Genomic DNA, 25,144 nt, shown 5'->3' with positions numbered 1-25,144 from the left:
TTACCTGTTTGAATTCCTCAGGGCTCAGGCGTCTGGAGCACCGTCTCATACGTGGTCTGGATGTAGTCCAGCGTTTGATGATGCAAGGCGATGTTATGGACGAGGGTGACAAGCATAAATACGATCATGACACCGGTCAGCAGCTGTTTGACCAGGCCTTGGTGCAGCTTCGAGATCAGCATGGCCGCCAGGACGAATATAGCAAACAGGTAATGGCCTGCATACAGATACAAATCATAGGAGTAGGTTGCGAGCCCGAAGCCGACAACGACATGCAGCAGAATCCCGAACATAATGTACACGATGAAGGCCCAGGCATTCCACGTTCTCAAGCCGCTTACAAAAGCCAGGATGGCGAGCGCAAGCAGCCCGAATCCGATGATGTTGATATAGACCGGGTAAGGCTTGGTTAAATCCGTCGCGAAAGCGGCGATGCCGGGATCGATCATGGCCATCTCAGGGAAAAGGATCGGGCTCACCAGCAGCATATGAAAAACACGGGAATGGTGCGCAAACGAGAAGGGCGCCACGTAGCTGAAAGCGCCGCTTTGCATGCTCGAGAATACATTTCCAATCCATGTCTTTCCCGAGAAGACGAAATACTGAATCAGCGTCGCACCTGCGACCAACGCGGCAAATACGAGCAGGGTGTACAGGAGCCGGCCCCAAATCGAATGGCGTCGCCGGTCAAACAAGCTGATGAAGAATGCGCCGAAGAAGGTTGCCACATTCGTCGAGGTAATTCCGAAATTAAGCAGTCCAAAGGTTGCGTTAGCCGGCACGCTGAAGCGATCCTGGGCCCGGCAATAGTGCAGATAAGCCGCTGAAAGGATGATGACAAACTGTGCATAAGCATAGGAGTCAGGAATCAGTGCGGTGAAAATCGTATACGAGCTGATGCCAAAGAAGATTGCCATAATGAAGGCTAGCAGCCAGCCGGCACCGATCCGGCGGATGAGATAATACAGAATCGCCGCACTGCAAGCATTCAAGATCGATTGAATGATCAGAAAGGGCAAATTCGATTTGCCGAACAGAAGGGTCAGCGTACTGGTTAAGAAATTGATAAGCGGGTGAATAATCGTGACATTTTCGGGCCCGTATTGCATGGAAGGGTCAAAGTTGAACAAATTCAACTGAAACGGCGCTCCGTAAAAAGGGTTATGAGGGGCAAGCAAAGCCGCGTTGTCCCTTATGTATGAAACAAACGGGATGTTCATATAGAAATACAGCACCGCAAGGCAGACAGCCAGTCCGATGGCCGTGTAATTGTCGCGTTTGTTTCGAAACAAATAGCTTAGAAAAGACATGTTCACATTCCACCAATCCATCAATAGTTAAGATTTGTTCTCACAAGCGTACTCACCGTCACCATACGAGGAGCAATAATCCGGAGATGATAAAAGCTACGCCCGCTATTTTTTCGATGCCGACGGTCTCTTTGAACACAAGCTTGGCAAAGATCAGCGCCCACAGAAAGGTCAGAGCGTTGGCCGGCATGACAAGCGTGTAAGGCAGCTGACCAAGCAAATAGATGTTAAGCAGCGCACCCAAGCCATAGCTGATAAACCCGGCCAGGAGCAGCTTGAGCTGCTTGTTCGCCGTGAAGGCTTTGAACAGCACGCTCCCCAAGGAGCCGAAGAGAGTCATAACAAGCAGCAGCGCATACAGGATCCATTCATTTTTCATAGGAGGTTAAGGTCACCCCGATTCCGAGCAAAGCAACAGCTGCCAATTTTTTGATGCTTAAGGGCTCATCCAGGAAAAACTCGCCGTAAAACAGCGCCACGATGTAGCTGATGGACATCAGCGGGTAGGCAACCGACAGCTTTTCCAAGGAAAAGGACTTGATCATGAGCAAGGCGCCAAGCCCGTAACAAATAAATCCGATGGCCATGTACCACAGATTCGTATGCCCCCACTTCCAGAACAATTGACCGGTCGCTGTCAGAAAGGCCGACAGGATCATCAGCCCCTTGCCGAGATGACGCGGCGCTCCCTTCGCTTTTATTTGTTCCATATTAATCCCTCGCATCCATGGGCGGAATTGTGATTGATCAAGTATTTATGCTTGACCAAGCCCAGCATGGGCAAATCGGACAGCGAATCGGAATACGCGCAGGACTGTTCGTAATCAATGACGAGGCCGGTATCCTCTAAATATTGCCGGATTCGAAGGACCTTCTCTTCCCCTTTGCAATTTTTCCCCTCAATCATCGAGGTGAAGCGTCCGTTTCGGGACGTTAGCTTTGTGGCGATCACATGGTCGACATACGGCAATTCGGTAAAAAATCTCATATAAGCATCAGGCGATGCGGTCACGAGCAGGACATGGAAGCCTTGATTTTTCTTGTCCTTCATGACGTTGACCGCTTCCGGATACATAGCAGGCAAAATTTTAGTCCGATAGAAATGCTCAAGGTCCGAATCGTCCATATGGCGAATGGCATGAAAATATGCGCTCTTGGCCTGCTCTGCCGGCATCACCCCCGCTTTATACAGGGCGGAATGCAGCGCAACCTTAAATAGGTGCGGAGCCGAGGACGGTCGCTTCTTCCACCCGTAGATTAGAAACTGGAACATGGAGTCCGTGCGGATCACCGTTTTATCAACATCAAAAATCGCGAATTTTTGCTTCATAGTTCATTCCTTCTATAATAAGACGTTTAGATGCTATTCAAAGTTCACTAAAATTACGACGACGCTGACCACGTATAAGATCACGGTGATCAAGATGTGGCGATCCTCCAAGAGAACCTTGTCCGGGGCGCCGCCTTTCTTCTCGATGTGGATCAGGTACAGATAACGGAAAATGCCGTATATGACGAACGGAATCGTCCACATGAGGTGGACGGTTCGGCCCGAAGTAAAGGTGAACAGCGAGTAGCTGATGATCGTCGCCGTTGTCACGATACTGCTCATCTGGTCCAGCAGGTCAAACGAATAATGATCCAGCACTTTACGATGGGAGCCTACGTCGCTTTGCAGCAAATAAAGCTCGTGGCGCCGTTTCCCGATTGCAAGGAACAGGGAGAGAAGCATCGTGCACAAGAGAAACCACGGCGTAAACGGCACGTGGATGACAAGGCCGCCCGCAATCGCCCGAAGCACGAACCCGGCCGCAATGATCATAATATCAATGATAACGACGTGTTTCAGCCGGAAAGAGTAGGCGACATTCATCGCAAAATAGAGCAGCAGCAGACCTGTGAACAACGGGTTCAAAAGGTAAGAAACCGCTAGGGAAGCGATGAGCAGCAGGGCGCCAAAAACAAGCGCCAAATTTGGCGGAAGTTCGCCGGAAGCCATAGGGCGGAATTTCTTGACCGGGTGGTTCCGATCCGCCTCGCGGTCCGCATAGTCGTTGACAATATAAACGCAGCCGGATACAAAGGATAGCAGAAAAAAGCCGATCACGGTATCGAGCAGCGTGCGGGCATGTACCGTTTCAAAGGAGAATAAAGGAGCTGCAAAAATGAGTAAATTCTTAGTCCATTGCTTCGGTCGGAGCTGCCTGAAGAGCAGCAGGGGAAGCCTTCTCATAGGAGCAGCGGACGATTCCGTATTAGTTGACGACAATGGGATTACCTCCTGGATCTAACGTTGTACATAAGCTCAAAGAAGAAGAGACTTCATAAAATACGATAGCTATCATACCATAAATTTGACTTTGAATGGAAATGATAGGTTTGCATAAATACAAAATCGAAAAAGCCTCCCTACGTATAGTAAGACGTTCAGGAGGCAGAACTTGTTTCATGAAAGGATCTGTAATCAAACGGTAATGCCATTCAGGACTTGCCGATCAACAGGGACAATAGTCCGGCTGCAATTAGCGGACCGACCGGGACCCCGCGGAATAACGCGACACCGAGCACGGTCCCGATCAGCAAACCTGCGACGACGGTCGGGTTGCTCCCCATCAGGGTAGCTCCCCTGCCCCCAAGGTAAGCGACAAGCATGCCTACGGCGATGGCGAGAAGCGACTTCCAGTTCAGGAACGATTGGCCGATCGACGCAAGACTCATCTTCCCGCTAGCCAGCGGGGACATGACGCCAACGGTCAATATGATGATCCCGATGGTGAGGCCGTATTTCTCAAGCCATGGGAAGGCTTGGTGAAAGCCGGTCACCCGGATCAGCAAAAGGGCGAGCATCGCGATGGTTACGGCCGAGTTGCTGCTGATAATCCCGAGCGCAGCCATGGCAAGCAGGATGAGGGAGGTTACATCCATACGGAATCACTCCTTATTAGCTTAGCTTTGTGCTGTAGCATTCAAGTGCTGTGCGATTAACCGCCCATGATAACGGCCGGTCTCGATAAAGACCTCGTTCGCGTTGCGTCCGGAAGCGATTACCCCTGCGACATACAATCCGGGCACGTTCGTTTCCATCGTCTCCGGGTTATACAGCGGCTTCTCCATGTCCTGGTCCAGTTGAACGCCGGAGGAGGAGAGGAGCTTGCGGTCCGGTCGGAACCCCGTCAAGGCGAGGACAAAGTCGTTATCGAGCTGCAGCTCTTCGCCTTTGGTGGATTCGATTCGGACCGAATTCTCCGTGATTTCAACGACACGGGACTGCAGATAGAGCTGGATATGCCCTTTCTGCACCATGCTGTCGAACAGCGGACGAACCCAAGGCTTGATGTTTTCGGATACGGCATCGCCCCGGTAAACCATCGTGACCTCCGCACCGACGCGGATCAACTCCATAGCCGCATCCACGGCCGAGTTGCTGCCGCCGATGATGACGGTCTTCATACCGGCATAAGGATGGGCCTCGCGGAAATAATGGGTGACTTTCTCCAAGTCTTCTCCGGGGATGCCAATATAATTCGGATGATCGAAATATCCGGTTGCAATGACGACGTGACGGGCCAGCCGCACGTTCTCTTCGCCGTTTCGCCGGCGGGTGCGGACAGTGAAACTGCCGTCTTGCTGCTTCGTAATTGTAAGGGCCTCTTCGTATGGAGATATTTTCAGACCAAAATGTTTGGCGACGCGGCGGTAATAGGCGAGCGCCTCGTGCCGGTATGGTTTGTCATTCGATATGGCAAACGGAATATCTCCGATTTCAAGCATTTCAGCCGTACTGAAAAATTGCATATGCGTCGGGTAGAGATAGATGGAATGAACGACATTATGCTTATCAATAATTTCGCAGTCCAGTCCCTGGCGGCCGCATTCGATAGCTGCTGCCAGACCGCAGGGACCTGCACCGATTACAAGAACATCTAGCATGGTGATCCTCCTTATGTATATACCTTGCGCTTTTCATCAGCATTATAATCCTACAGCAAATGCAGGGATAAATCCAGATTTGACGCCGGGAACGAACCCGGCAGAAAGGCTTTAGACGGATGGACAAGCCCGGTTGGAAAGGTGTGGCGAGGGCGGATGGAGGGTTGAAAAACAAAACGAATTAGATTAATATTAAATTAGATGAATATTAAATTTAGTATTTGTTAAATTCATTTTCAATGAATGAGGAGGGAAAGGAAATGAAATCATCAACGAACGAAGCATATAAGGCTTCCGTCATCAACAACTTCATGACCCGCGAAGGTAGGCTCCGGCACATCCCGGCGCAATACAAGAAGAAGCTGGTTATTTTGGAGCATCTTGTCGAGCAGCTGGAAGAAGGGAGAGTCTATCCCGAGAAGGAAATCAATGCTTATATTCAAACGTATCATGAGGATTTTGCCACGATCCGCCGCGAATTCATCATTCATGAGTACATGAGCAGGGACAGGGAAATGTATGTGCGAAATCCTCGGGAGCGCTGGACCAAGTGGGAAGAGGTGTAGGGTGGCCAAACAGCATAACAAACAGCATCTGGGTCATGCACAGCATTTCCCGTTCATGTGAAGCGGCTGGGCATGGCGGGATGCTGCGAAAAAAACCACCTTCATGGCAAGACGCGCCTAATGAAGGTGGTTTCCGTTATATAGTAAGGGAATGTTATAAAGGTATAAGTTCGTTTAGAAGCCGGCAGCCGCTTTTTTCACGAGCTCCAAGCCGGATTGAACGATAGCTTCCGCTTCTTGAGGGAATTGGTTATGGCCCTCGATGATGAGGGTTTCGATATCCTGCACGCCCCATTGGCGAAGGTTGCGGATCACGAAGTTCACAGCCATTTCGGCAGCGGCCATCGGCCCTTCGGAATAGTTGCCGCCGCGTGCGTTAAGCAGGACTACTTTCTTGCCTGTCACAAGTCCTACGACACCTTCCGGCGTATATTTAAATGTTTTGCCAGCCTGGTTCAAGTAGTCGATATAAGTATGCAGCACGGCAGGCACGGTCATATTCCACAGCGGGAAGGCAAACACGATTTTGTCAGCGGCGAGAAATTGATCGATATATTTCGTAACATTGGCAGCAGCAGCTTGTTCTTCCGGCGTTGCCTCGATTCCGCGGGAAGCCTTGAACATCCCGTTGATGGCGGTGCTGTCATAGTATGGAAGATTCTCGGCGAAAAGGTCAAGCTCCGTAATTTGGTCCTCCGGATGATTCGCCTTGTAGGCGTCCAAAAACTCGTGGTACATCTTCACGCTTACCGATTGATCGATAGCTCTGTTGTTGGCTTTGATGAATAGTACGTTTGACATGTATGAAAACTCTCCTTGTTGTAGTTTGACTTTATAAAGTATAGTATATTACCTTTATATCGTTTGTCAATGACGCCTACTGGAGAATGCGAATGTCTCCGGAATGAGTTTCCACATGAATCGTATCGTTCGTTTCCCCTGGAGAATCCGGGGCATCCACAGACCCGGAGCGAGTCGTCAGTTCATAGACGCCCCTGAATGATGCATCCGGCCGAACGATTACATCGCCTGATCTGCATATAATGCTGACGGGAGAGCTTCCAATCAGTCCCAAATGGATATCGCCTGAAGTCAGGCTGACGTCGGCGGGACCTTCCAGATCTTTCAACCGGATGTTGCCCGTTCGATTCGTGATGGAGGTTTCTGCCTGTATTCCAGTGCCCTTGATGTCTCCGGATATGTTCTCGATCATAAGCTGCTCGGCGTTCACCTGATTCAGAACGATATCGCCTGAAGTCAGTGAGATGTCGATTCGCTTGGATGAGGCGCCATTCAAGCGGATGGTGTTCGATAATGAGGATACCATCAGTTCTTCAAGCGCCTTGTCAGCGGGGAGAGAGACCGTCAGCTTCCCTTTGGGGAACCGGAAGTTGACGCCCAGAAACTCGATGGCCTGTGGCGTAGTCAAATCGAGATCGATTTCGGAGCCTGCCGGATCGAAAGCATTAAGGATATCCGCATGCTCTTGCTTAATCGTTCCTTCAAATGAAATGGAACTGGTGTTATCGCTGCTTGTTTCAAATGCGATCTCCGTCGCGAACCCGCTGGAAAGCCTGAACTGCTTGAGTGCTTCAGTGTCTTCAAGCTCCCATCGTTTCTCGTAGGCAACCAGATCCTCGCCGAATTTGAATTTGTTTACGGCCATCCCGGCGATGCCAATGAGGATCAGTACCGCCGCGAAGGCAAATAGTAATTTCTTGATCATCGCATGTCACTTCCTTTCATAACCCGGACATTCCAGCTTGAGTAGCCCCGGGTAAGACAGGAGAGCCACCGAAAGATTGAACGAGCGCCATACACAAGCAGGATGCCGACACCGACCAGGGATACCGACAGAAACAATTTAGCCGGATAAAAGCTGCCGTTGATGATATATTCCACAAGCACAAGCGCCGGGCTGACCAAGCATGCCAGCACCAAGGTTGCAACGGCTATCCCAAAAGACCACAGGGCGGCAATGAGTGGATATGTTATCATGCCGCAGAAAACGAGGGCGATGCAAGCGGCTATTTTTCCAATGGACGTTGGTTTCTTCCTTGCTGCCGAAGGCAGCCCGATATCTTCAATATATCCGCCGCTAAGCGCATCACGCGCAATTTCAAACGGATCGCCAAGCTCGCGGGCAATCTCCTCTTCGGTGCGGCCGTTCTGCAAGCCGAATATAAAGTGGGATTCCACGTCTTGAATCAGCTCCCGCCGTTCATCGGGAGGGAGTGCGGCTAGCCGAGATTCCAAAATCGAAATGAACTGTTGTCTTGTCATACTAATTTCCTTCCTCGATCAGATTGGTCACATTACTCACAAAAGCCTTCCATTCCTTCACCATAGCCTCCATATAATTCACTCCGCTGTCGGTAAGCCTGTAATATTTACGGGGCGGCCCCTCGCTGGATTCCTGAAGATAGGTCGTGCAATAGCCTTCATTCACAAGGCGGCGAAGCAGCGGGTAGAGGGCGCCTTCGGCCACCTCGATGTGCCGCGAAACGGCCTGCGCCAGCTCATAGCCGTATTGATCCTTGCGGTTGATGAGCACAAGGACGCAGAGCTCGAGAACTCCTTTTTTGAATTGGACGCTCACATCCATGCGAATAGAGCCTCCTTTCTATTGAATGAATGTCTGTGATGCCCATCGGTAGTGATTATTGTTCAGTAGCTGACAACAACAAGATATCATTAGGTACTGAATAATGCAAGATACTGATCAAAAAATACGCTGAATATGATCAAAGTCAAAAACGGTCGAACCCTGGGAAGCTTTGTTTGAAGCGGAAAAAGCCGTTTGAGCTTGAAAATGCGGGGTTAATAGAAGTTAACAGGGCATAATTGCAAACGTTCGTTGTTCCAAATCAATCATGGAGGGATGGGTTGTATGTCAATCGATCGTTTTATCCTCATGAAGCTGGCGAGCTGCAAAGAGAAGACAACGAGAATGAACCTTGTCAAACTGTTTCAAATTCGAATTCAGAGAGCACAGATGGCGGAGGAGCGCCATTTGAGGTTATAATAGAAGAAAAAAAGGGGCTACCCCTCTTAAAAGAGGGATAGCGCAAGAGAGTCGTTTTCACTTTTGCTGTGAAGAATTGCCTCGGATCCTTCGATCTCAATGCTGATGAGGGAGTTGAGGCATTTTTTCAGCGCTTTTTTTCCATTGCGGATTTTATTGTCAAGGGCGCTAGTCAGCAGTTTAAGCACCTTCTGTACCGGCTGCTTGCTATCTGTCGTAAAATAGACGGGAACCGGTCTGTTTTGGAACATAATCAGTGTTCTCATATCAATCACCTCACGAAAACTTATTTCATGATATTTGCATTATAATTTGCCAATCTTAAAATAACCTTAAATTCATAGAATTAATCAGCATCAATTTTATGAGATTGACAGTTTTGTGAACAGTCCGATCTGGCCCCATTGGAGGCGGAAATCCATTATAATTGATACACAATTAGTTCATAGGGAGCATGCATAACCACCCAAAAATAGGAAATGGGGATTATGTCACAAATTGACAGAGCGAACCCCAGAATGATATAGTTACAATAATGTAACTATTTTTTATATCTTATGATATAGGTGTTTCGGCTTTACGCATGGAATATTCAAGGAATGATGTTGAATTCGAAAGGCAGGGTTGACCGGATGATTCTTACCGTAATCAGCGGGCGTAACGAAGAAGAATGGTTTGATATCGATGTTCCAGACGAATGCTCCATCGAACGGCTGGTCGAGCTGCTGGGCTTGCGTTTGTTTCATGGACCGTCGGGGGACGGAATTCAATATATATTGGAAGCGAAGTTTCCTGAAGGCTTGTGGTTCAAGGTTGAAGGCCGTTCAAGCCTTGTCGAGGCAGGGTTGAGAGAAGGTTCTTACATCCGCCTGCAGCGGGCATATTCCACCACCACGGAGGAGGCGCCCGTCTATGGCAGAAGATCGTTGTTTCAAGAAGGCTGAATTTGGGTAAATAACCCCTTGGTTTTGGTTGAAACATGCTAGATCAACAACATACATAATTAATGAACCTACCAGATGCTCTCGATTAGGAGGAAAGTGACATATGAACGTGTTATATCAACGTTCGCCGCGTATTAAACCGGCTTTACCCGATGAAGACATGGAGATTTTGAGGCCGCCGTCCGAGCCCAGCAAGCCTTCCTTCTCCTTGATCTCGATCATAATTCCGATCATAATGACGGCTGCGACGATCGGATTCTATGTATATATCAGCATGAGTGGGAAAATGGGGGCTGGGAGTCCTTATATCGTGCTGTCCATTATGATGATGCTGACCTCATATACCCTTCCGTTCTTTATGTACCTGAGCAACAAGAAGTCGTATCAGAAGAAGCTTGAGGAGCGCAATCAGAAGTATCGGGCCCAGCTCGAGCTCCATCGCGAGGAGCTTAAGGAGCGGCAGAAAGAACAGGTTGAGACGCTGTTCGATATTCACGGCGATCCCGACGTGTGCTTTCACGTTGTGAAGAACCGCAGCAGCAATCTGTGGGAGCGTTCCCCGGAGGATTCGGATTTTCTTGAAGTGTGCGCCGGCAAAGGGCAAGTGCCGTTCCGCATCCGGGTCAAGACGCCCCGTGCCGACGGGTATGACAAAGACCCGCTGATTGAAGCTGCAGAAGGCTTGGCCTCCGAGTTTCAAACCGTCGAGGATGCTTCGATCGCGCTTCCGTTATTCGAGTCGAAGGTGATCGGAATCGTAGGAGGAAGAGACCAGGTCTTGAACACGCTGAGGGTTCTTATGGCACAGTCAGCTGTAAGGCACTCACCTGATGAAGTAAAAATTGCAGCCTTTTATGAAGAAAAGGAGTCCACCGAGTGGCAATGGCTGCGGTGGCTTCCGCATACATGGGACGATGACCGGTCAAGCCGCTATTTGGCGGACCGCCGGAGCAGCGCCCACCAGCTGGCCGACGAAATCTTCACGCAGCTGCATCGCCGCAAGAACAATCGGTCTGAATACGGTAACAAGTCGATCGTGACACCGGCCTATGTCGTCATTTTGTCCGGCACTCACCTTATCGAGGAAGAGCCGCTTTTGCCATTGCTTATGGAGGATGGCGAAGCCATCGATGCGGTAACGATTGTCCTGTCCGACCGCAAGGAAAGCCTGCCGATGCACTGCCAGCTGATCGTGGAGGTGGGACGCGACCAAGCGGAATATACGGTGAAGAAACCGGACGGCACGGTGTCCCGTCAAGCCTTCCAGCCCCATCATATCAGCCGTGAACAGATGGAGGCCTTGGCGCGTTATATGGCGCCTATCCGGCTGAAGCGCTCCTCTGCATCGGATATTCCGAGCATCCTCCCTCTGTTTGAAATGATGGACATTCAGTGCATCGGGGATTTCGATGTTTACCGTCGCTGGCAGCAAAACCGCTACCCGGACACGCTGCCGGTTCCAATGGGCGTCCGCGCCGGAGGCAAGAAGATTAATTTGAATCTTCATGATAAAATAGAGCGTCAGGGACATGGGCCCCACGGATTGATTGCCGGAACGACAGGGTCGGGGAAGAGTGAGGTCATTCAATCGATCGTGGCTTCGCTGGCCGCTGAATTCCACCCGCATGATCTTGCGTTCATGCTGATCGACTACAAGGGCGGGGGCATGTCCAATACGTTCGTGAACCTGCCGCATGTCGTGGGTACCATTACGAATCTGGACAACAATCTGATCGAGCGCGCAAAGGTATCTCTTAAGGCCGAGCTGGTGCGGCGTCAGAAAATATTAAATGATGCGGGCAATCTCCAGCATATCGACGAATATTATAAGCATCTCCGCAACCGTCCGGGCGAACCGCTGCCGCATCTGGTCATCATTATTGACGAATTCGCGCAATTAAAGAAGGATCAGCCTGAATTCATGGACGAGCTTATCAGTATCGCTGCGATCGGGCGGACGCTCGGCGTCCATCTGATTCTTGCGACCCAGAAGCCGGCAGGTGTCGTGGATGACAAAATCTGGAGCAACTCCCGTTTCCGTATCTGTCTCCGTGTTCAAAGCGAGGGGGACAGCCGGGATATGCTGAAAATACCGAACGCAGCCTGGATCAACAAGCCGGGTCGGGGGTATTTTCAGGTCGGAAGCGACGAGGTATTCGAGGAGATGCAATTCGCTTGGAGCGGTGCTCCTTATGTAGAGGAGATGGACTCCGATGGCGCGATCGTGATCCGCGAGGTGCGCCTGAACGGAAAAACCGAACCGCTGCTTGCTTCCGAACACAGCGCGGGAGCTCAACAGGAGCAGCCGAAGCAGCTCCAAGTATTTATCGACCATTTGGCCCAAGTGGCCGAGCGGCAAGGAATTGAACGGCTGCAGGGCCCATGGCTGCCCCCGCTGCCTGAGACTCTGGACCTCGACACGGTCATGGCTGACGTGGAGGAGCCGATGCTGGGCGCAGCGATTGGCCGCAGACCGCTTGAGTCTTATGTAGGAACGGTGGACGATTTACCTAATCAATGCCAGCGTCCGCTGGTCCTCAATTTGGAGCAGGGGCATTGGGCCGTATACGGCATGCCTGGACTTGGGAAGACCACCTTTATTCAGACGATGCTGATGTCGCTGGCTCGGCGCTATACGCCTGACGATTGGCATGGCTACGTTGTCGACATGGGCCGTATGATGCGGGACTTCACCGTGCTGCCTCATGTCGGTGCGGTTATGACGGCGGAGGAAGAGGACCGGATTAAACGCCTGTTCCGTTATCTTGCCAAAATCGCGGGTCAGCGCAAGGATATGATCGCGGAAGCCGGGGTGAAGACGGTCGCTGCATACCGCAGAGCGTCGTCCGAGCCCGTGCCTCAGCTGATCGTTGTCATCGACGGGTATTTGAATTTCCGCAATACGTACACGGAAGAGAACGATATGCTCGAGTATTTGCTGCGTGAAGGCGGCAGTCTTGGCATTACGTTTGTTATGACGGCAAACCGGGTGTCGGATATGTTCGAAAAGGTGCGGAGCAATATTGCCCATGCGGTTTCTTACGAACTGGCCGATCCGGCTGATTATTACTATGCCGTAGGCCGGCCGGCGAAAGCGCCAAGCCAGCTTCCGCCAGGCAGGGGGCTTGTGAAAGGCCAGGTTCCGCCGCTGGAATTCCAGACGGCTCTGCCGGCTCCGGGACAGGAGGAGGGAGACCGCTCTTCGGCGCTTCGCCAGCTCATCCGTGACATCGCGAAGTCCTGGCAAGGCGAGGAAGCACCTCCGATTGAATCCCTGCCGGAACAGATCCCGCTCCATCAGCTGCTGAAGGTGGACGAGCCGTTCGAACGCGGCGGGATGGATCCATATGAGGTTCCGGTCGGCGTTGCAACGGACGACTTGTCGCCATTTACGATCAACCTATCGGACGGACCTCATTTCATCGTCGCAAGTCCGATGGAGGGCGGCAAAACTTCATTCCTGCTCAGCTGGATGCTGGCGCTTGCCTACTATACGCCGCCGGAGGCTCTCGAAATATATACCGTGGATACACGGTACGGGAGCAGCGGCCTGAGCCGGTTGAATCATCTGCCGCATGTCCGCGGTCATGCCGAGAATGAAGAGGAGCTTGCTTCCGTGATCTCCGGCCTGCATGAGCGGATTCAGGGCAGGTCCAAGGACAGCGAAGATCCAGCCATCGTGCTTCTTATTGACGATGCCGACGTGCTGAGCAAGCAGCTTAACGATTTTACTTTGAAGGATCAGTTGTCAGCCATTGTAAGGCAAGGGCGGGACCGGAATGTCCATGTTATCGTGGCCGGCGTGCCTGCTGACTTTCCGACATACGGCGTCGACTGGTTTACCGATATAAAAGCGGCGCAAAATGGGTTTTTATTCGGAACCCTGGATTCGAACGATTTATCCTTCTTTAGAATTCCTTTTTCCGAATCTGCGAATAGTCCTGGAGGACTAAAGATTCTTCCTCCGGGACAAGGGTACTATGTAAAACGCAAATTTTCCAGAATAAAAGGCGCAATTCCGTTTCATGAAGAGTGGAATGCCCAGAGATGGGTCTCAGAAATTCGCGACCGATGGCATGTTGTAGTTTGAGGGGAGGTGGCTCATAATGTTGACAATTCATGCTTCCAAACAAGAAACAATCACTCTGAACGATAAGGAATTTTTCTTCTTGGCTGGAATTATCGGATCGGACAGATTGCTTGGCGTTGAGGATCCCTTTGTCGGGTACTTAACCGAAGAAATTGCAGAGGAATGGGAAAATGCCAAACAATCTTTGTTAAGCAAGCAATACTTGATACAAGAAGAGGGCGGGGAATTGTCAATTCCTCCTGAAGTGTTTTCGAGAGTTGCTATTGCGGGACTTGCGGAGCGTGCATGCTGGTTGAAATACGAAACTCAGGTTAAGTCATTTGAAGGATATCTGCATGTTACCGACGAACGAGTAATACAAGTGTGCAGAAGCAGCGAAGACAACCGGTGTTATATGCTTAGCGAGCTCGGGACGATTGAACAGGCTTGTGATCAGTTGGTCGAGGATCTTGCGCTCAGCGATCACAACTGGGGAGATATCCCCGCACTCCTGTTAAGCCGGAAGGAGTTCGGCGACATCTATACCTCGGCACCCCTGCACAGCGGGGAAGAAATCGGTGATCGGCTGGCCCGGTTAACCGATGATGCGGAAGGATCGATCGCACTGGCCAAATGCATGAAGAACAAAATTTCCTCGGGGGAGCTCCAGCTGTCGATTTGGAACGGAACCAGCTGGGAGAGTCAAAATGCAGCGTTTATTGTGAATGAGTCCATGAATTGGCTTCTGCGAATGAGCCTGGAGGGAGACCAGGACTGGCTTACCGCAGCGCCAGCAACCAAAGAGCAGTTTCGTCATATGCTTCTCATGTGGCTGAAACAGTAACAGAGCCCGTATGAAAGGTGAGGACCAATGCGTATTTCTGTCGAGCCGGAATCACTCCGGACGTTAAGCCGTCAGCTGCAACTCAGTGGCGAAGAATACTTTGCGATGACGAGAAGATTGGGTCAGGCGATGAATTCGCTGATATGGGAAACTTCTCTCAAAGCGGCGGTTATCGATGAGTGGCAGTCTGCCCAGAAGCTGGGGGAGCATCTGGGAGCCCTTCTAGTTCAGCTGGGCAAGCATCTTCAAAACAAAGCGGATCAATTTCAAGAAACGGATCACCAGTACCACAGCATTTTGGAGCATGCGATCATCACGGTATCCCCTACGGCGCTGTTCTCTGCTTCCGGTATGGAAGACCGTGTCTCCATACTGCCCGAGCATAGCTCGGTCTCGGTCATTTCGAATCCGAGCTCGGTGGCAGCCGCTGTCGGGATGACGAGCGAAGAGAAGGGGAATTCGGTGAAGCAGGCCGCACTGGCAGGTCAAAGCTGGACTTTTACCGATCCTTCTTCCCTCAGCATAGCCAATTGATTTCCAAAACTTAGGACGAACGGATAAAGATTAGGTTTCAACTTGGGACGTATAGGGTAACTGGAAATTAGGTCTGAGGACATTTTGATAAACCTAGGCCTGTAGGCTAAGATGTCAAGTGTCACCAGAAATTGAATTTCAAGGAGGTTACATACATGGCAGGTCGTATTTTAATTACGCCAGAACAGGTAGAACAAGTAGCAAATCAATTTAAGCAGAGCGGTGAGCAAAGTCAGCAGATCGTTAACAGTCTGACCCAATCCATCAACGGAATGGAAGGACAATGGGACGGTATGACAAAGCAGCGCTTCTTCCAAGAATTCCAGGAAGCAAGCCGTCTGATGCAATCCTTTGTTCAGACTCTTGACAGCATCAGCAACGAGCTGAGAGCGATCGCTCAGAAATTCCGTATGGCTGACGAATCTCGTTAATCCATACAAGGATCTTTTGTTTTATAATAGATTCATAGGGCAGATAAACCGGGTGCCAGACAGCCCGGTTTTCTTGCAATCCAGGATCTTTATATAGTGAAACCCGCCTTCAGAAGGCGGGTGATGGTGTTTAAGAGAGGGTGATTGTTCGTGACTTTTCAGCCTAACCCTGGCGACGGAATCGTAATCAATGGTAAGGCCTATACGGTAGGACAGCATCCTGCCGCTCCCGGCGTAGCCTATGCCCAAGCAGGAAGGCAGGGAATTGTATACCAGCTGATTCCTGTTGACGGTGAGATTTATCAAGCCAAAGCGCTCAAAGTCTTTTTTCCTAAATTCAGAATTCCCGCGATGGTATATCAATCCGAGCATCTGGGCAGCTATCAAGAAATGCCGGGTTTGCGGGTATGCAACCGTGAGGTGCTCACTCCCGAAAGAAACGGAGATTTGATAGCAGAATACCCTGATTTGCTGTATGCGGTCATTATGCCCTGGGTCCATGGATGCACCTGGTTCGATGTGATCAGTGATCAGCGGAATATCGGGCGTTCTGAAAGTCTTATGCTTGCCAAGGCGCTGGCCGCTATCGGCTCAAGCATGGAGCAGCGCGGATTGGCGCATTGTGATCTGTCTGCGCCTAATGTCATGCTTCCGTTTTTTTCGGAAGTGAAGCTGCCGGAAGGAGCAGCCGCCGTAGAGCTTGTGGACGTGGAGCAAATGTACAGCCCCAAGATGGACCGCCCGGACGTCCTGCTTGCAGGGTCCCCGGGTTATGCCGCTCACCGGACGGTGCACAGCGGTTTGTGGAGCGCGTATGCGGACCGGTTCGCAGGCGCTGTCATTATCGCGGAGATGCTGGGATGGAGCGATCCGGCGATCGTCAACCGTGCCTGGGGCGAAAGTTACTTCGACCAGCATGAAATGCAGACGCCGTGCGAGCGATATTTCCTGTTGAAAAAATCGCTCGGTCAACGCTGGGGCTCCCGGATCGCCGACCTGTTCGGCAGAGCTTGGGACAGCCAGGACCTGAGCAGCTGCCCGACGTTCGGCGAGTGGCTGATCGCCTTGTCCTCCGTAAGCGAGGAGGAGGTGCAGGAAGCCCCGCCGGCTGCTGCGGCCGTTGAGGTTGCAGATACGAATACGCAAGAAAAGCCAGCCGAATCGCCTTCCGGAAGTCCTGCAGAAGTGCCTGCTGAATTGATGGAATCGCTGGGCATCCAGCCTGGAACCCGGGAAGTTAACGACAATGTGGTTTCCCGCCTGTTTCATCAGGCCCGGGACTTGGAGGCTGCGGGCAATTTGTCCGGGGCGCTCGAAATATTTCGTTCGGCCTATCATTTTGTTAAGAAGGACAGTCCGCTTGAGGTGGAGCTTGCTGCAGCGATCGCAGGTCTGGAGAAGGAGCTGTTTCCTCCGGAGGACCCTGGTAAAAAAGGGCTAAAGGCGCTGCTGACCTCCCGCAAGTTCATGATCTCCGCGGCTGCGGCGATTGTTATCCTGGCCGGGTCGGCCTTGACGGTTAACCAGATCCTGGCGGAGAAGGCGGAGAGCAAGCAGCTTGAGGCTCAGCGTCTGGCCGAGCAGCAGGCCAAGGAACAGGCGGAAGCTGCACGCAAGCAGCAGGAAGAGGAAGCGGCGAAGAAAGCCGAGGAAGCTCGGAAGGCCGAAGAAGCGAAAAAGGCCGCGGAAGAAGCGAAGAAGGCAGAAGAAGCCAAGAGGGCGGAAGAAGCCGCGAAGAAGGCGGAAGAAGCCCGCAAAGCCAAAGAAAAAGCGGAGCTTCAGGCCAAATACGAGAGGCAGGCAAAGTATGAGGCCTACCTCGCATCGCTGGAGGAGAAGAAAAAGAAGCAGGAGCTTCAGGAAAAGTACGATAAACAGGCGAAATACGAAGCCTATCTTGCTCAGCTGGAAGAGAAGAAGAGAAAAGCCGCGCAGGAGGAGGCCGCTGCCAAAGCGGCTGCCCAGGCTGAGGCGGAACGAAAAGCAAGAGAGCAAGCTGCTCGGGCGGAACAGCTGCAGAAGCAGCGCTCCCAAAATATTGTGGAGCTGGTGGCGTTATACAACAAAGCGTATAATGCGCAGGTCGCGGGTAATAAGGACCGCGCCAAAAACTTCGCCCGTCAGTTCATGACCCTGTACAACAAGGATGCTGCTTATAACCGGACGGTTGGCAGTATGATCAGCCGCCGCAACAATTTGAACAAGTTCTTAGAGGACGACAGCTTCTGGATACCTAAGCTGTAGGAAACATTAACTGAAGAATTAGCAGGGGTGAAGGTTTCGCGATGAACTATACCATACAAGCATCACAGCGCACGCCCGCGCTCATTATATACCTGATCGATATCAGCGCATCGATGAATATGCTCATGGAGGACAAGAGGCGGATCGACGTCGTTTATGAAGCTTTGTCTCTAGCCATCCGGCAGATGGTATTCCGTTCAACGAAGGGGAACCGGCTTACGCCGCGTTACCGGATTGCGATCCTGGCATACAGCGATGATGTATACGATTTGCTGGGCGGCATCAAAGGCATCGATGAAATTGCGGCCATCGGCTCCCTGCCGGATTTGACGCCGAAGCGGTTCTCCGATTCGGCAAAGGCTTTTTCACAAGCAGAGAAAATATTGCAGATGGAAATTCCGAATATGCAGGATTGCCCAGCACCGCTCGTGTGCCATATGACCGACGGTGTTTCAACAGGCGAGGATCCGGAGCCGATCGCACGCCGGATCATGAGCATGAGTGTTCCGGACGGCAATGTGCTTGTGGAGAATATCTTTATTTCCGATCATCTGATGAGCCAGCCGATCACGGAACCGCGCCGCTGGAAGGGGATATTGCCGGACACGCCGCTTGAGGACGAGCACGCCCGCAAGCTGAAGATGATGTCTTCGGCACTCCCCGAGAGCTATCGGGAAATGCTGGTGGAGGCGGACTATCAGCTTAGTCCGGGTGCATTAATGATGCTTCCCGGCACCTGCTCGGAGCTCGTGTCCATTGGATTCCAGATGTCGGCAGCGACACCGGTAAGGTAACGCTATGAAGCGGTCATTTGCAAACGCAGAAGTTTGGAGCGGACGAAGGAAAAGGGCGCGGTCAACCACCTATTATTATGAGAGCAAACAGACCGGGGAGGAGCCCTTGACCCGGGTGGAAGAACAGTTCATTTGCCGGTACGCTTACGGCAGAGCTGCGGAATCGGTCATGATGTCGGAGAGAGGCCAGGATTTCATGGCTTTCGCGATCGATCGGGACGTCTGCCGGTTCGTGCTGTGCGACGGAGTCGGCTTAAGCTACCGTGGCGATGTCGCTTCCCAGCTCCTCGGACGGGGGCTGATGGGGTGGCTTCATTCGCAGGATGAGCTGTCGCAGCCAGCCTTGGAACGCAAGCTGTTTGAGCTGACGCAGGAGGCGGAGCGGGAGATGCGCAGCCTGTCCGTCGATGCCAAGGCGCCCAAGCTGCTGCGTGAGGTGCTGGAGGAGAAGCAGCGAATGGGCAGCGAGGCGATGTATGTGTGCGGACGGATCGAGCTGCCGAGCCGGTTCAGGCGAAAAGGCAGGCTATGGCTGGCATGGCAGGGGGATTCCCGCTTGCGGCTGTGGCAAGGACAGCATGAAATTTCGCCTATATTCGGCGACCGGTTTCGTACGGCCGAGCGCTGGTCATCCAAAAGCGGACCGGTGGGCGGGAAGCCCCATGTGTACCAATGCCGATTGGAGCATGACTCGGGCTATCGACTGCAAATGTACAGTGATGGTCTGAACGACCTGGACCCGATGAAGGAGCCGATACCGGATGACCAGGTCCAAGTGCTTATGAACGCATTGCATACAGGCGGGCTGGAGGATGACGCTTCGTTTCTGGAGATTATGTGGTAGGGATCAGCAGGATAACATAATAGCATGATAGCTGGAGAGCAGGAGGTGTTTCCGAAGTCGTCGATTTAAGCAGACTTTGGAACAGCTCCTTTTTTCGCCGGGAAAGCCCACCGCGCTTGGTTCTCGGCTTTACAGAACGGTGCGTTAGCTAACCACATGCCACATGCGTAACAAAAATCGCCAGCACTTGATCCAGCGACTTACAACCGTGTCAAATCTTCTTCGCTCTAAATGGTTCTCCCTGTTCATTCCATTTTGGTCGGAGCCGTGAATTTCATGGTATTGGCAAAATTATCGAAATGCGGATTATAAAACACGCTCTTTTGGGTAATCTTGTGACAGACGAACCTACGAGGTTATGAGATAAAGGAGCGTGGATGAAGATGAATGAAGTTCAGGGAAGCATGCATGGGAGAACAGCGATCATTACGGGAGCAGGATCGGGGATCGGGAAGGCAGCAGCCGTCAAGCTTGCGCTCATGGGGGCGAATGTTGCCCTGTTCGATCTGCTGGATGAGCGGACGAACAAGGCGGAGGCGGAAATCAACGCCCTGCGCGAGGGATCCGCAAGAGCGTTCGATGTGGATATTACCGATCCGGACCGGGTCGAGAAGGCTGTGCTTGAGACGGTGGAAATTTTCGGAGGAGTGGATATCGTATTTGCAAATGCAGGGATTAACGGCGTGCTCGCTCCGATTGACGAAATGAAGCTCGAGGAATGGGAGAAAACGTTGAAAGTGAATCTGAACGGTACTTTTTTGACGGTTAAATACGCCCTTCCCCATCTGAAAAAACGCGGTCAAGGCAGTATTATTATCACTAGTTCGGTTAACGGCACGCGGACGTTCTCGAATTTCGGGATGAGCGCATACAGCACCACCAAGGCAGGACAGGTGGCGTTTGCCAAAATGGCTGCGCTAGAGCTGGCGAAGTTCAAAATCAGGGTCAATGTGATCTGTCCGGGAGCGATCGCCACGAATATCGACCAAAGCACGAAGAAGAAGGACAACCTGGACGAGATTACGATTCCGGTCGAGTATCCGGAAGGAAGCCAGCCGTTGGCGGACGGTCCCGGACAACCGGAGGAGGTTGCGGATCTGGTCGCCTTCCTTGCCTCCGACCAATCCAGACATATTACCGGCGCCCAAATCTTTATCGATGGAGCGGAATCCCTCCTCTGACAACCAATATTCATGATTTCGGCTTGGAATCCTAAACCTGCTGGATTATGATAGAATATATATCTGAAACATGTGGCTGCGAGCATGGGAGTTAAATGCTTTTAAGGCGTTTTTGAGGGAGTATGGAAAACAGAGGGGGCTATTATGGGGATCTTTTCCAGGTTGGCGGAACAGAAGATCGAGGAAGCGGTTCGCAACGGAGAGCTGGACAATTTGCCGATGGCCGGCAAAAAGCTCCCGGTTGATGATTTATCCCATATCCCGGAGGATCTTAGAATGTCCTACCGAATTATGAAGAATGCGGGGTATGTTCCGGAGGAAGTCAGCTTGAGGAAGGAATGCATCCGCCTGTATGATTTGCTCTATGCTGCACAGCATGATGGAGAGCAGGAGCAGCTGAGACGCAAGCTGAACGAGAAGCAGCTGAGGCTGCAGATGCTGCTGGAGCAGCGTGGGCTTGGATCGAGCGGTGCGTTCATGCAGTACGAGTCCCGTATCAGGGAACGACTGGTAGATGAATAGAAACAGCGAAGAGATGGATGTAAAAAGCCAATAAAAGCCAATAAAAGCCAATAAAAGCCAATAGACGGTTTATATAAAGCATGCGCCAGCTGCCATTCGGCCTCGAATGACGACTGGCGCTTCTTGTTGTGCCTGCTTTATTGCAGGTTGGGCATCGGAGCAAACAGCATCTTCAGAGCATCATGGGTCAGTTTGATCGGCTCCGGCGTAATTTGAGCCATATCAAAGCTTTGGACCAGCTCGGATGGTGAAACCGGCTCTGGAGAGGGAATCAACCCGGCAGCCCAGGCGAGCCATCCGACGATTCGCTGAGGCTGGATCCCTTGTCCCCGCAAAAAGGACAGGCTCAGTCCACGGTTCCGTTTGGCCAGCCGCTTGCCCTCGGCATCTACGATCAAGGGAACGTGGGCAAAGCGCGGAGGCGTGTAACCGAGAGCTTCGTACAAAAGCAGCTGCCTGGGGGTAGAATCAAGCAGATCAGCGCCCCGCAACACGTGGGTGATCCCCATCAATGCGTCATCAACAACGACGGCAAGCTGGTAAGAGATCATCTCATCCGCTCTGCGGACAACAAAATCGCCGCTCTTCTCGAGCGGATAGACTTGGGGGCCGACGATATCGTCGGTGAAGACAATCGCCTGCTCGGGAACCTTCATACGCAGGGAAGGCTTCTTGTGCTGCTCTTTGCGCAGCGCTTCTTCCTTCGTTAAATGCCTGCAGGTGCCTGGATAGCGGCGGCCTTCGGAGGCCAAGCCATGCGGCGCGCTTGCAGCAGCCATAATGTCAGCGCGGCTGCAGTAGCACGGATAGAGCAGCCCCGCCTCCTTCAGCTTCGCGAGCGCGCTTTCGTACAGCGTCTTTCGTTCGGTCTGGATATACGGCCCAAAGCTGCCCCCGACATCGGGCCCTTCGTCCCAGTCGAGACCGAGCCACATCAAATCCCGCATCAGTTCATCAACGAGCTCTTCGCGCGAGCGCTGTTCATCGATATCCTCGATCCGAAGAATATAGCGTCCGTTCAAACTTCTCATCTGCAGCCATCCTAATAACGCGGTGAGTGCGTTGCCGATATGCATCTTTCCCGACGGCGTCGGGGCAAAGCGTCCGCGGCATATAGTTTCTTGCTGCATCATTTTCACCTTCTTGACTGCATCTTCTTTAAAATATCCGAGGGAGATGTTTTAATATAATGTATTGTAGCTCAAATGGGCGTTGTGTTTCCAGAGTAGGCTTGCTAACCGATAGACTCGCGTCCTATTGCGAAACAAGAACAGGGAGAGCAAATTATAGAAAGAGCAAATTTTATGCGAATGATGGAGACGAGTTAAAAATGAACAAACTTCCCATACATCAAGTATTACCGCAATTAACCGCTGTTCTCGGTGAGCGGAATGCTGCCGTTCTGATTGCGGAACCGGGGGCGGGCAAGACCACACAAGTTCCGCTGGCCTTCCTGAAGGCGCCGTGGCTGCAGGGCCGGCGGATCATCATGCTTGAGCCGCGAAGACTTGCCGCCCGGTCCGCAGCCCGATACATGGCTTCAGCGCTAGGTGAGCGGGTAGGCGAGACCGTCGGATACCGGGTGCGGATGGATAGCCGGGTAAGTGACCGGACCGTGATCGAGGTCGTTACGGAAGGGATCCTGACCCGAATGCTGCAGGAGGATCCCGAGTTGTCCGGTACCGGCATGATTATATTCGATGAATATCATGAACGAAGCCTGCAGGCGGATACCGGCCTTGCGTTTGCGCTGGAATCGCAGTCCGTTCTGCGCGATGACCTGCGCCTGCTCGTCATGTCGGCTACGCTCGAGGCAGAGCCTGTAGCCAAGCTGCTGGGGGGAGCACCTGTTATTGTGAGCGAGGGCCGCTCTTATCCGGTTGCAACCAAATATTTGCAGACTTCACGCCTGGAGGAATTACATAGAGGAGCAGCTCGGGCCATTCAGCTTGCGCTTTCGGAGCAGGAGGGCGATATCTTAGTCTTTCTTCCGGGTGCTAGGGAAATTAGGCGTACAGCAAACGAGCTGCAGCAGGCCAATCTAGGAGGCGACATCGTCATTCGCCAATTACACGGTACGCTTTCGCCAGAGATGCAGGATGAAGCGATAAGGCCGGATCCGGCTGGGAGGCGCAAAGTGGTGCTGTCGACCAGCATTGCTGAGAGCAGTATAACGATCCAGGGGATCAAGGTGGTCGTCGATTCCGGATATACCCGTACCGAGGTCTTCTCACCGCGCACCGGTCTTCCGCAGCTGATCACGAGACGGCTTTCCAAAGCTTCCGCCGACCAGCGAAGAGGACGGGCCGGGCGAATATCCGCCGGCGTTTGTTACCGGATGTGGAGCGAGGAGGAGCACCGACACCTTCCTGAGCATACCGAACCGGCGATCCGAGAATCGGATTTGGCGCCGCTCGCGCTGGAGCTGGCAGCCTGGGGGACTCGGGACCCGCTGCAGCTTGCATGGCTTGACCCTCCGCCCAAGGCGGCGTTCGCACAGGGCCAGGAACTGCTTCGCCAGCTTGGCGCGTTGGACGAGTCGGGACAAATCACGGATCATGGGCGTAGCATGGCTCGCCTGGGTATTCACCCGCGGCTGGCCCACATGCTCCTTCGGGGAAAGGAGCTCGGCGAAGCTGCTTTGGCTGTGCGTCTTGCGGTGCTGCTTCAGGAGCGGGACATATTCCGTCCGCAAGCATCAGCCGCGGATCAGGACATTAGGTCCCGCCTCGAGCGGCTGGATCAATATGAACGCAGGGGCTCTGGTAATGCCGGTCCCGAAGGGGTTGATGATGCTGCTCTGAAACGGATGCTTCAGGAAATTACGAAGCTCCATTCGGAGCTGGGCATTCCCGACGCTGGCGTCCTGCGGACCGATCGATGCGGATTGCTGCTCTCATTTGCCTACCCGGACCGAATTGCCAAGAGCAGGGGAACGGGCAGCTATGTGCTTCGGACCGGCCGGGGGATCAGACTGGCCTCGGTCCAGCAGCTAAGCCGGGCGTCCTATATCGTCGCCGCCGTCATTGATGATCAGGGACCGGACGGCTTAATTCAACTTGCGGCTCCGCTGGAGGAAGAGTGGCTTGAGGAGCACTTCCGCGACGAAATGGAGCTGATCCGGGAAGTAAGCTGGGATCCGGCGTCCGGCAGCGTGCGGGCTAGGCAGCGTCTGATGCTGGGCGCAGTTCTGATTCGAGAACAGCCGTATGAAGGTGTAACCGAGGAAGACCGGTCGGCCGCCGTTCTAAATGCTATCCGCCGGGAAGGGCTGGGACTTCTTACGTGGACCAAAGCGGCTGTCCAGCTGCGCGAGCGGATGGCCTTCATGAAGAGGCATGACCCTGCCGGAGCGTGGCCGGATGTAACGGACGAAGCCTTGCTTGCCAATGCGGATACCTGGCTGCTGCCGTACCTGGGTGGTGTTCGAAACCGCCATGATTTAAGCCGCCTTGGCCTAGCGGGACTTCTGTCCCATTTGCTGGGCTGGGACATGAAGCAGGAGCTGGAGCGCGAGGCACCGACACATATTCAGGTTCCCAGCGGATCCACAATACCGGTGGATTACAGCGATCCGGACAAGCCCTATTTGGCAGTCCGGCTGCAGGAGCTGTTCGGGATGAAGGAGACGCCGCGCATTGCCGGAGGCAGGGTTGCGCTGACGCTGCATCTCTTGTCGCCGGCTCATCGCCCCGTTCAAGTGACCTCGGATTTGGCGAGCTTTTGGTCCAGCGGGTATTTCGAGGTGAAGAAGGACTTAAAGGGAAGATATCCTAAGCACTACTGGCCGGATGATCCGCTTGAAGCTACCGCGACGAATCGGACCCGTCCCAAGCCATCATAATGCATCATAAGGCATCAGCCGGAAATGTCAGACGTTTGGCTACCGGGTTCATCGGGTAATGA

Annotated in this window: 26 protein-coding genes; 13 read left to right on the top strand and 13 right to left on the bottom strand. The window is 52.6% G+C overall.

What is annotated here, in order from left to right:
* Positions 1-17: 17 nt before the first annotated feature.
* The 7 genes from NST08_RS18460 to NST08_RS18430 form a co-directional block, all read right to left on the bottom strand.
* Positions 18-1,310, bottom strand: a complete 1,293-nt coding sequence (locus tag NST08_RS18460; RefSeq protein ID WP_341342136.1) for a DUF6080 domain-containing protein — start codon at positions 1,308-1,310, stop codon at positions 18-20.
* Positions 1,311-1,368: 58 nt separating this feature from the next.
* Positions 1,369-1,689 carry a DMT family transporter gene (locus NST08_RS18455; protein WP_341342135.1) on the bottom strand — a complete coding sequence of 107 codons (321 nt, stop codon included), beginning with the start codon at positions 1,687-1,689 and terminating at the stop codon, positions 1,369-1,371.
* A complete protein-coding gene (locus NST08_RS18450; RefSeq protein WP_144866416.1) occupies positions 1,679-2,020 on the bottom strand; it encodes an EamA family transporter in 342 nt (113 codons plus the stop codon). Before NST08_RS18450 ends, NST08_RS18455 begins: the two co-directional genes overlap by 11 nt.
* Positions 2,008-2,640, bottom strand: coding sequence for an HAD family hydrolase (locus NST08_RS18445; protein WP_007128642.1), 633 nt, complete (start codon positions 2,638-2,640; stop codon positions 2,008-2,010). The genes NST08_RS18450 and NST08_RS18445 overlap by 13 nt, the downstream gene beginning before the upstream one ends.
* A gap of 33 nt (positions 2,641-2,673) precedes the next feature.
* The gene (locus NST08_RS18440) at positions 2,674-3,579 is read right to left on the bottom strand and encodes a decaprenyl-phosphate phosphoribosyltransferase (RefSeq protein ID WP_341342134.1); all 906 of its coding nucleotides are present in this window, start codon (positions 3,577-3,579) and stop codon (positions 2,674-2,676) included.
* 212 nt (positions 3,580-3,791) lie between these two features.
* The gene (locus NST08_RS18435; protein ID WP_007128640.1) at positions 3,792-4,235 is read right to left on the bottom strand and encodes a DUF441 domain-containing protein; all 444 of its coding nucleotides are present in this window, start codon (positions 4,233-4,235) and stop codon (positions 3,792-3,794) included.
* A gap of 21 nt (positions 4,236-4,256) precedes the next feature.
* The gene (locus NST08_RS18430; protein ID WP_007128639.1) at positions 4,257-5,240 is read right to left on the bottom strand and encodes a YpdA family putative bacillithiol disulfide reductase; all 984 of its coding nucleotides are present in this window, start codon (positions 5,238-5,240) and stop codon (positions 4,257-4,259) included.
* A 260-nt stretch (positions 5,241-5,500) separates the two neighbouring features.
* Here NST08_RS18430 and NST08_RS18425 point away from each other — a divergent pair, with 260 nt between their 5' ends.
* The gene (locus tag NST08_RS18425; RefSeq protein ID WP_007128638.1) at positions 5,501-5,806 is read left to right on the top strand and encodes a DUF2087 domain-containing protein; all 306 of its coding nucleotides are present in this window, start codon (positions 5,501-5,503) and stop codon (positions 5,804-5,806) included.
* Positions 5,807-5,980: 174 nt separating this feature from the next.
* On the opposite strand, the gene NST08_RS18420 is transcribed toward NST08_RS18425, so the two are convergent.
* The 4 genes from NST08_RS18420 to NST08_RS18405 all read right to left on the bottom strand — a co-directional run bounded on the left by NST08_RS18420 (position 5,981) and on the right by NST08_RS18405 (position 8,411).
* A complete protein-coding gene (locus NST08_RS18420) occupies positions 5,981-6,607 on the bottom strand; it encodes an FMN-dependent NADH-azoreductase (protein ID WP_210095108.1) in 627 nt (208 codons plus the stop codon).
* A gap of 76 nt (positions 6,608-6,683) precedes the next feature.
* Entirely contained in the window at positions 6,684-7,532 is an 849-nt protein-coding gene (locus NST08_RS18415; protein WP_341342133.1) for a DUF4097 family beta strand repeat-containing protein, read from the bottom strand.
* Positions 7,529-8,089 (bottom strand): HAAS signaling domain-containing protein, encoded by a 561-nt coding sequence (locus NST08_RS18410; protein WP_341342132.1) that lies wholly within the window; start codon positions 8,087-8,089, stop codon positions 7,529-7,531. Before NST08_RS18410 ends, NST08_RS18415 begins: the two co-directional genes overlap by 4 nt.
* Before the next feature lies 1 nt (position 8,090).
* Complete coding sequence (locus NST08_RS18405) at positions 8,091-8,411, bottom strand: PadR family transcriptional regulator (RefSeq protein WP_007128634.1); 321 nt, start codon at positions 8,409-8,411, stop codon at positions 8,091-8,093.
* Positions 8,412-8,696: 285 nt separating this feature from the next.
* Here NST08_RS18405 and NST08_RS18400 point away from each other — a divergent pair, with 285 nt between their 5' ends.
* Complete coding sequence (locus NST08_RS18400) at positions 8,697-8,831, top strand: hypothetical protein (RefSeq protein ID WP_007128633.1); 135 nt, start codon at positions 8,697-8,699, stop codon at positions 8,829-8,831.
* Between the two features lie 26 nt (positions 8,832-8,857).
* Here the strand turns inward: NST08_RS18400 and NST08_RS18395 are convergent, their stop codons facing one another.
* Positions 8,858-9,097 carry a hypothetical protein gene (locus NST08_RS18395; protein ID WP_007128632.1) on the bottom strand — a complete coding sequence of 80 codons (240 nt, stop codon included), beginning with the start codon at positions 9,095-9,097 and terminating at the stop codon, positions 8,858-8,860.
* Between the two features lie 366 nt (positions 9,098-9,463).
* Here NST08_RS18395 and NST08_RS18390 point away from each other — a divergent pair, with 366 nt between their 5' ends.
* The 10 genes from NST08_RS18390 (at position 9,464) to NST08_RS18345 (ending at position 21,238) form a co-directional block, all read left to right on the top strand.
* Entirely contained in the window at positions 9,464-9,775 is a 312-nt protein-coding gene (locus NST08_RS18390) for a hypothetical protein (RefSeq protein ID WP_007128631.1), read from the top strand.
* A gap of 103 nt (positions 9,776-9,878) precedes the next feature.
* Positions 9,879-13,865, top strand: coding sequence for a type VII secretion protein EssC (gene essC, locus NST08_RS18385; protein ID WP_341342131.1), 3,987 nt, complete (start codon positions 9,879-9,881; stop codon positions 13,863-13,865).
* A 16-nt stretch (positions 13,866-13,881) separates the two neighbouring features.
* Complete coding sequence (locus NST08_RS18380; RefSeq protein WP_007128629.1) at positions 13,882-14,688, top strand: hypothetical protein; 807 nt, start codon at positions 13,882-13,884, stop codon at positions 14,686-14,688.
* 27 nt (positions 14,689-14,715) lie between these two features.
* Entirely contained in the window at positions 14,716-15,222 is a 507-nt protein-coding gene (locus tag NST08_RS18375) for a WXG100 family type VII secretion target (protein WP_007128628.1), read from the top strand.
* A 155-nt stretch (positions 15,223-15,377) separates the two neighbouring features.
* Entirely contained in the window at positions 15,378-15,653 is a 276-nt protein-coding gene (locus NST08_RS18370; protein ID WP_007128627.1) for a WXG100 family type VII secretion target, read from the top strand.
* A 150-nt stretch (positions 15,654-15,803) separates the two neighbouring features.
* On the top strand, positions 15,804-17,897 hold the full coding sequence (locus NST08_RS18365) for a hypothetical protein (RefSeq protein WP_341342130.1): 2,094 nt from the start codon (positions 15,804-15,806) through the stop codon (positions 17,895-17,897).
* 41 nt (positions 17,898-17,938) lie between these two features.
* Positions 17,939-18,691 (top strand): vWA domain-containing protein, encoded by a 753-nt coding sequence (locus NST08_RS18360; RefSeq protein WP_007128625.1) that lies wholly within the window; start codon positions 17,939-17,941, stop codon positions 18,689-18,691.
* A 115-nt stretch (positions 18,692-18,806) separates the two neighbouring features.
* Entirely contained in the window at positions 18,807-19,535 is a 729-nt protein-coding gene (locus NST08_RS18355) for a hypothetical protein (protein WP_244152662.1), read from the top strand.
* A 377-nt stretch (positions 19,536-19,912) separates the two neighbouring features.
* Positions 19,913-20,716, top strand: coding sequence for an SDR family oxidoreductase (locus NST08_RS18350; RefSeq protein WP_210095105.1), 804 nt, complete (start codon positions 19,913-19,915; stop codon positions 20,714-20,716).
* A 144-nt stretch (positions 20,717-20,860) separates the two neighbouring features.
* A complete protein-coding gene (locus NST08_RS18345) occupies positions 20,861-21,238 on the top strand; it encodes a DnaJ family domain-containing protein (RefSeq protein WP_341342129.1) in 378 nt (125 codons plus the stop codon).
* 137 nt (positions 21,239-21,375) lie between these two features.
* On the opposite strand, the gene gluQRS is transcribed toward NST08_RS18345, so the two are convergent.
* On the bottom strand, positions 21,376-22,368 hold the full coding sequence (gluQRS, locus tag NST08_RS18340; protein ID WP_341342639.1) for a tRNA glutamyl-Q(34) synthetase GluQRS: 993 nt from the start codon (positions 22,366-22,368) through the stop codon (positions 21,376-21,378).
* 200 nt (positions 22,369-22,568) lie between these two features.
* Between gluQRS and hrpB the strand changes: the two genes are divergently transcribed.
* Positions 22,569-25,082 (top strand): ATP-dependent helicase HrpB, encoded by a 2,514-nt coding sequence (gene hrpB / locus NST08_RS18335; protein WP_341342128.1) that lies wholly within the window; start codon positions 22,569-22,571, stop codon positions 25,080-25,082.
* Positions 25,083-25,144: the final 62 nt, after the last annotated feature.

The organism is Paenibacillus sp. FSL K6-1566, assembly GCF_038050475.1.
In the GTDB taxonomy this organism is placed as follows: domain Bacteria; phylum Bacillota; class Bacilli; order Paenibacillales; family Paenibacillaceae; genus Paenibacillus_AQ; species Paenibacillus_AQ lactis.
This window is presented reverse-complemented; position numbering and strand designations above follow the sequence as displayed.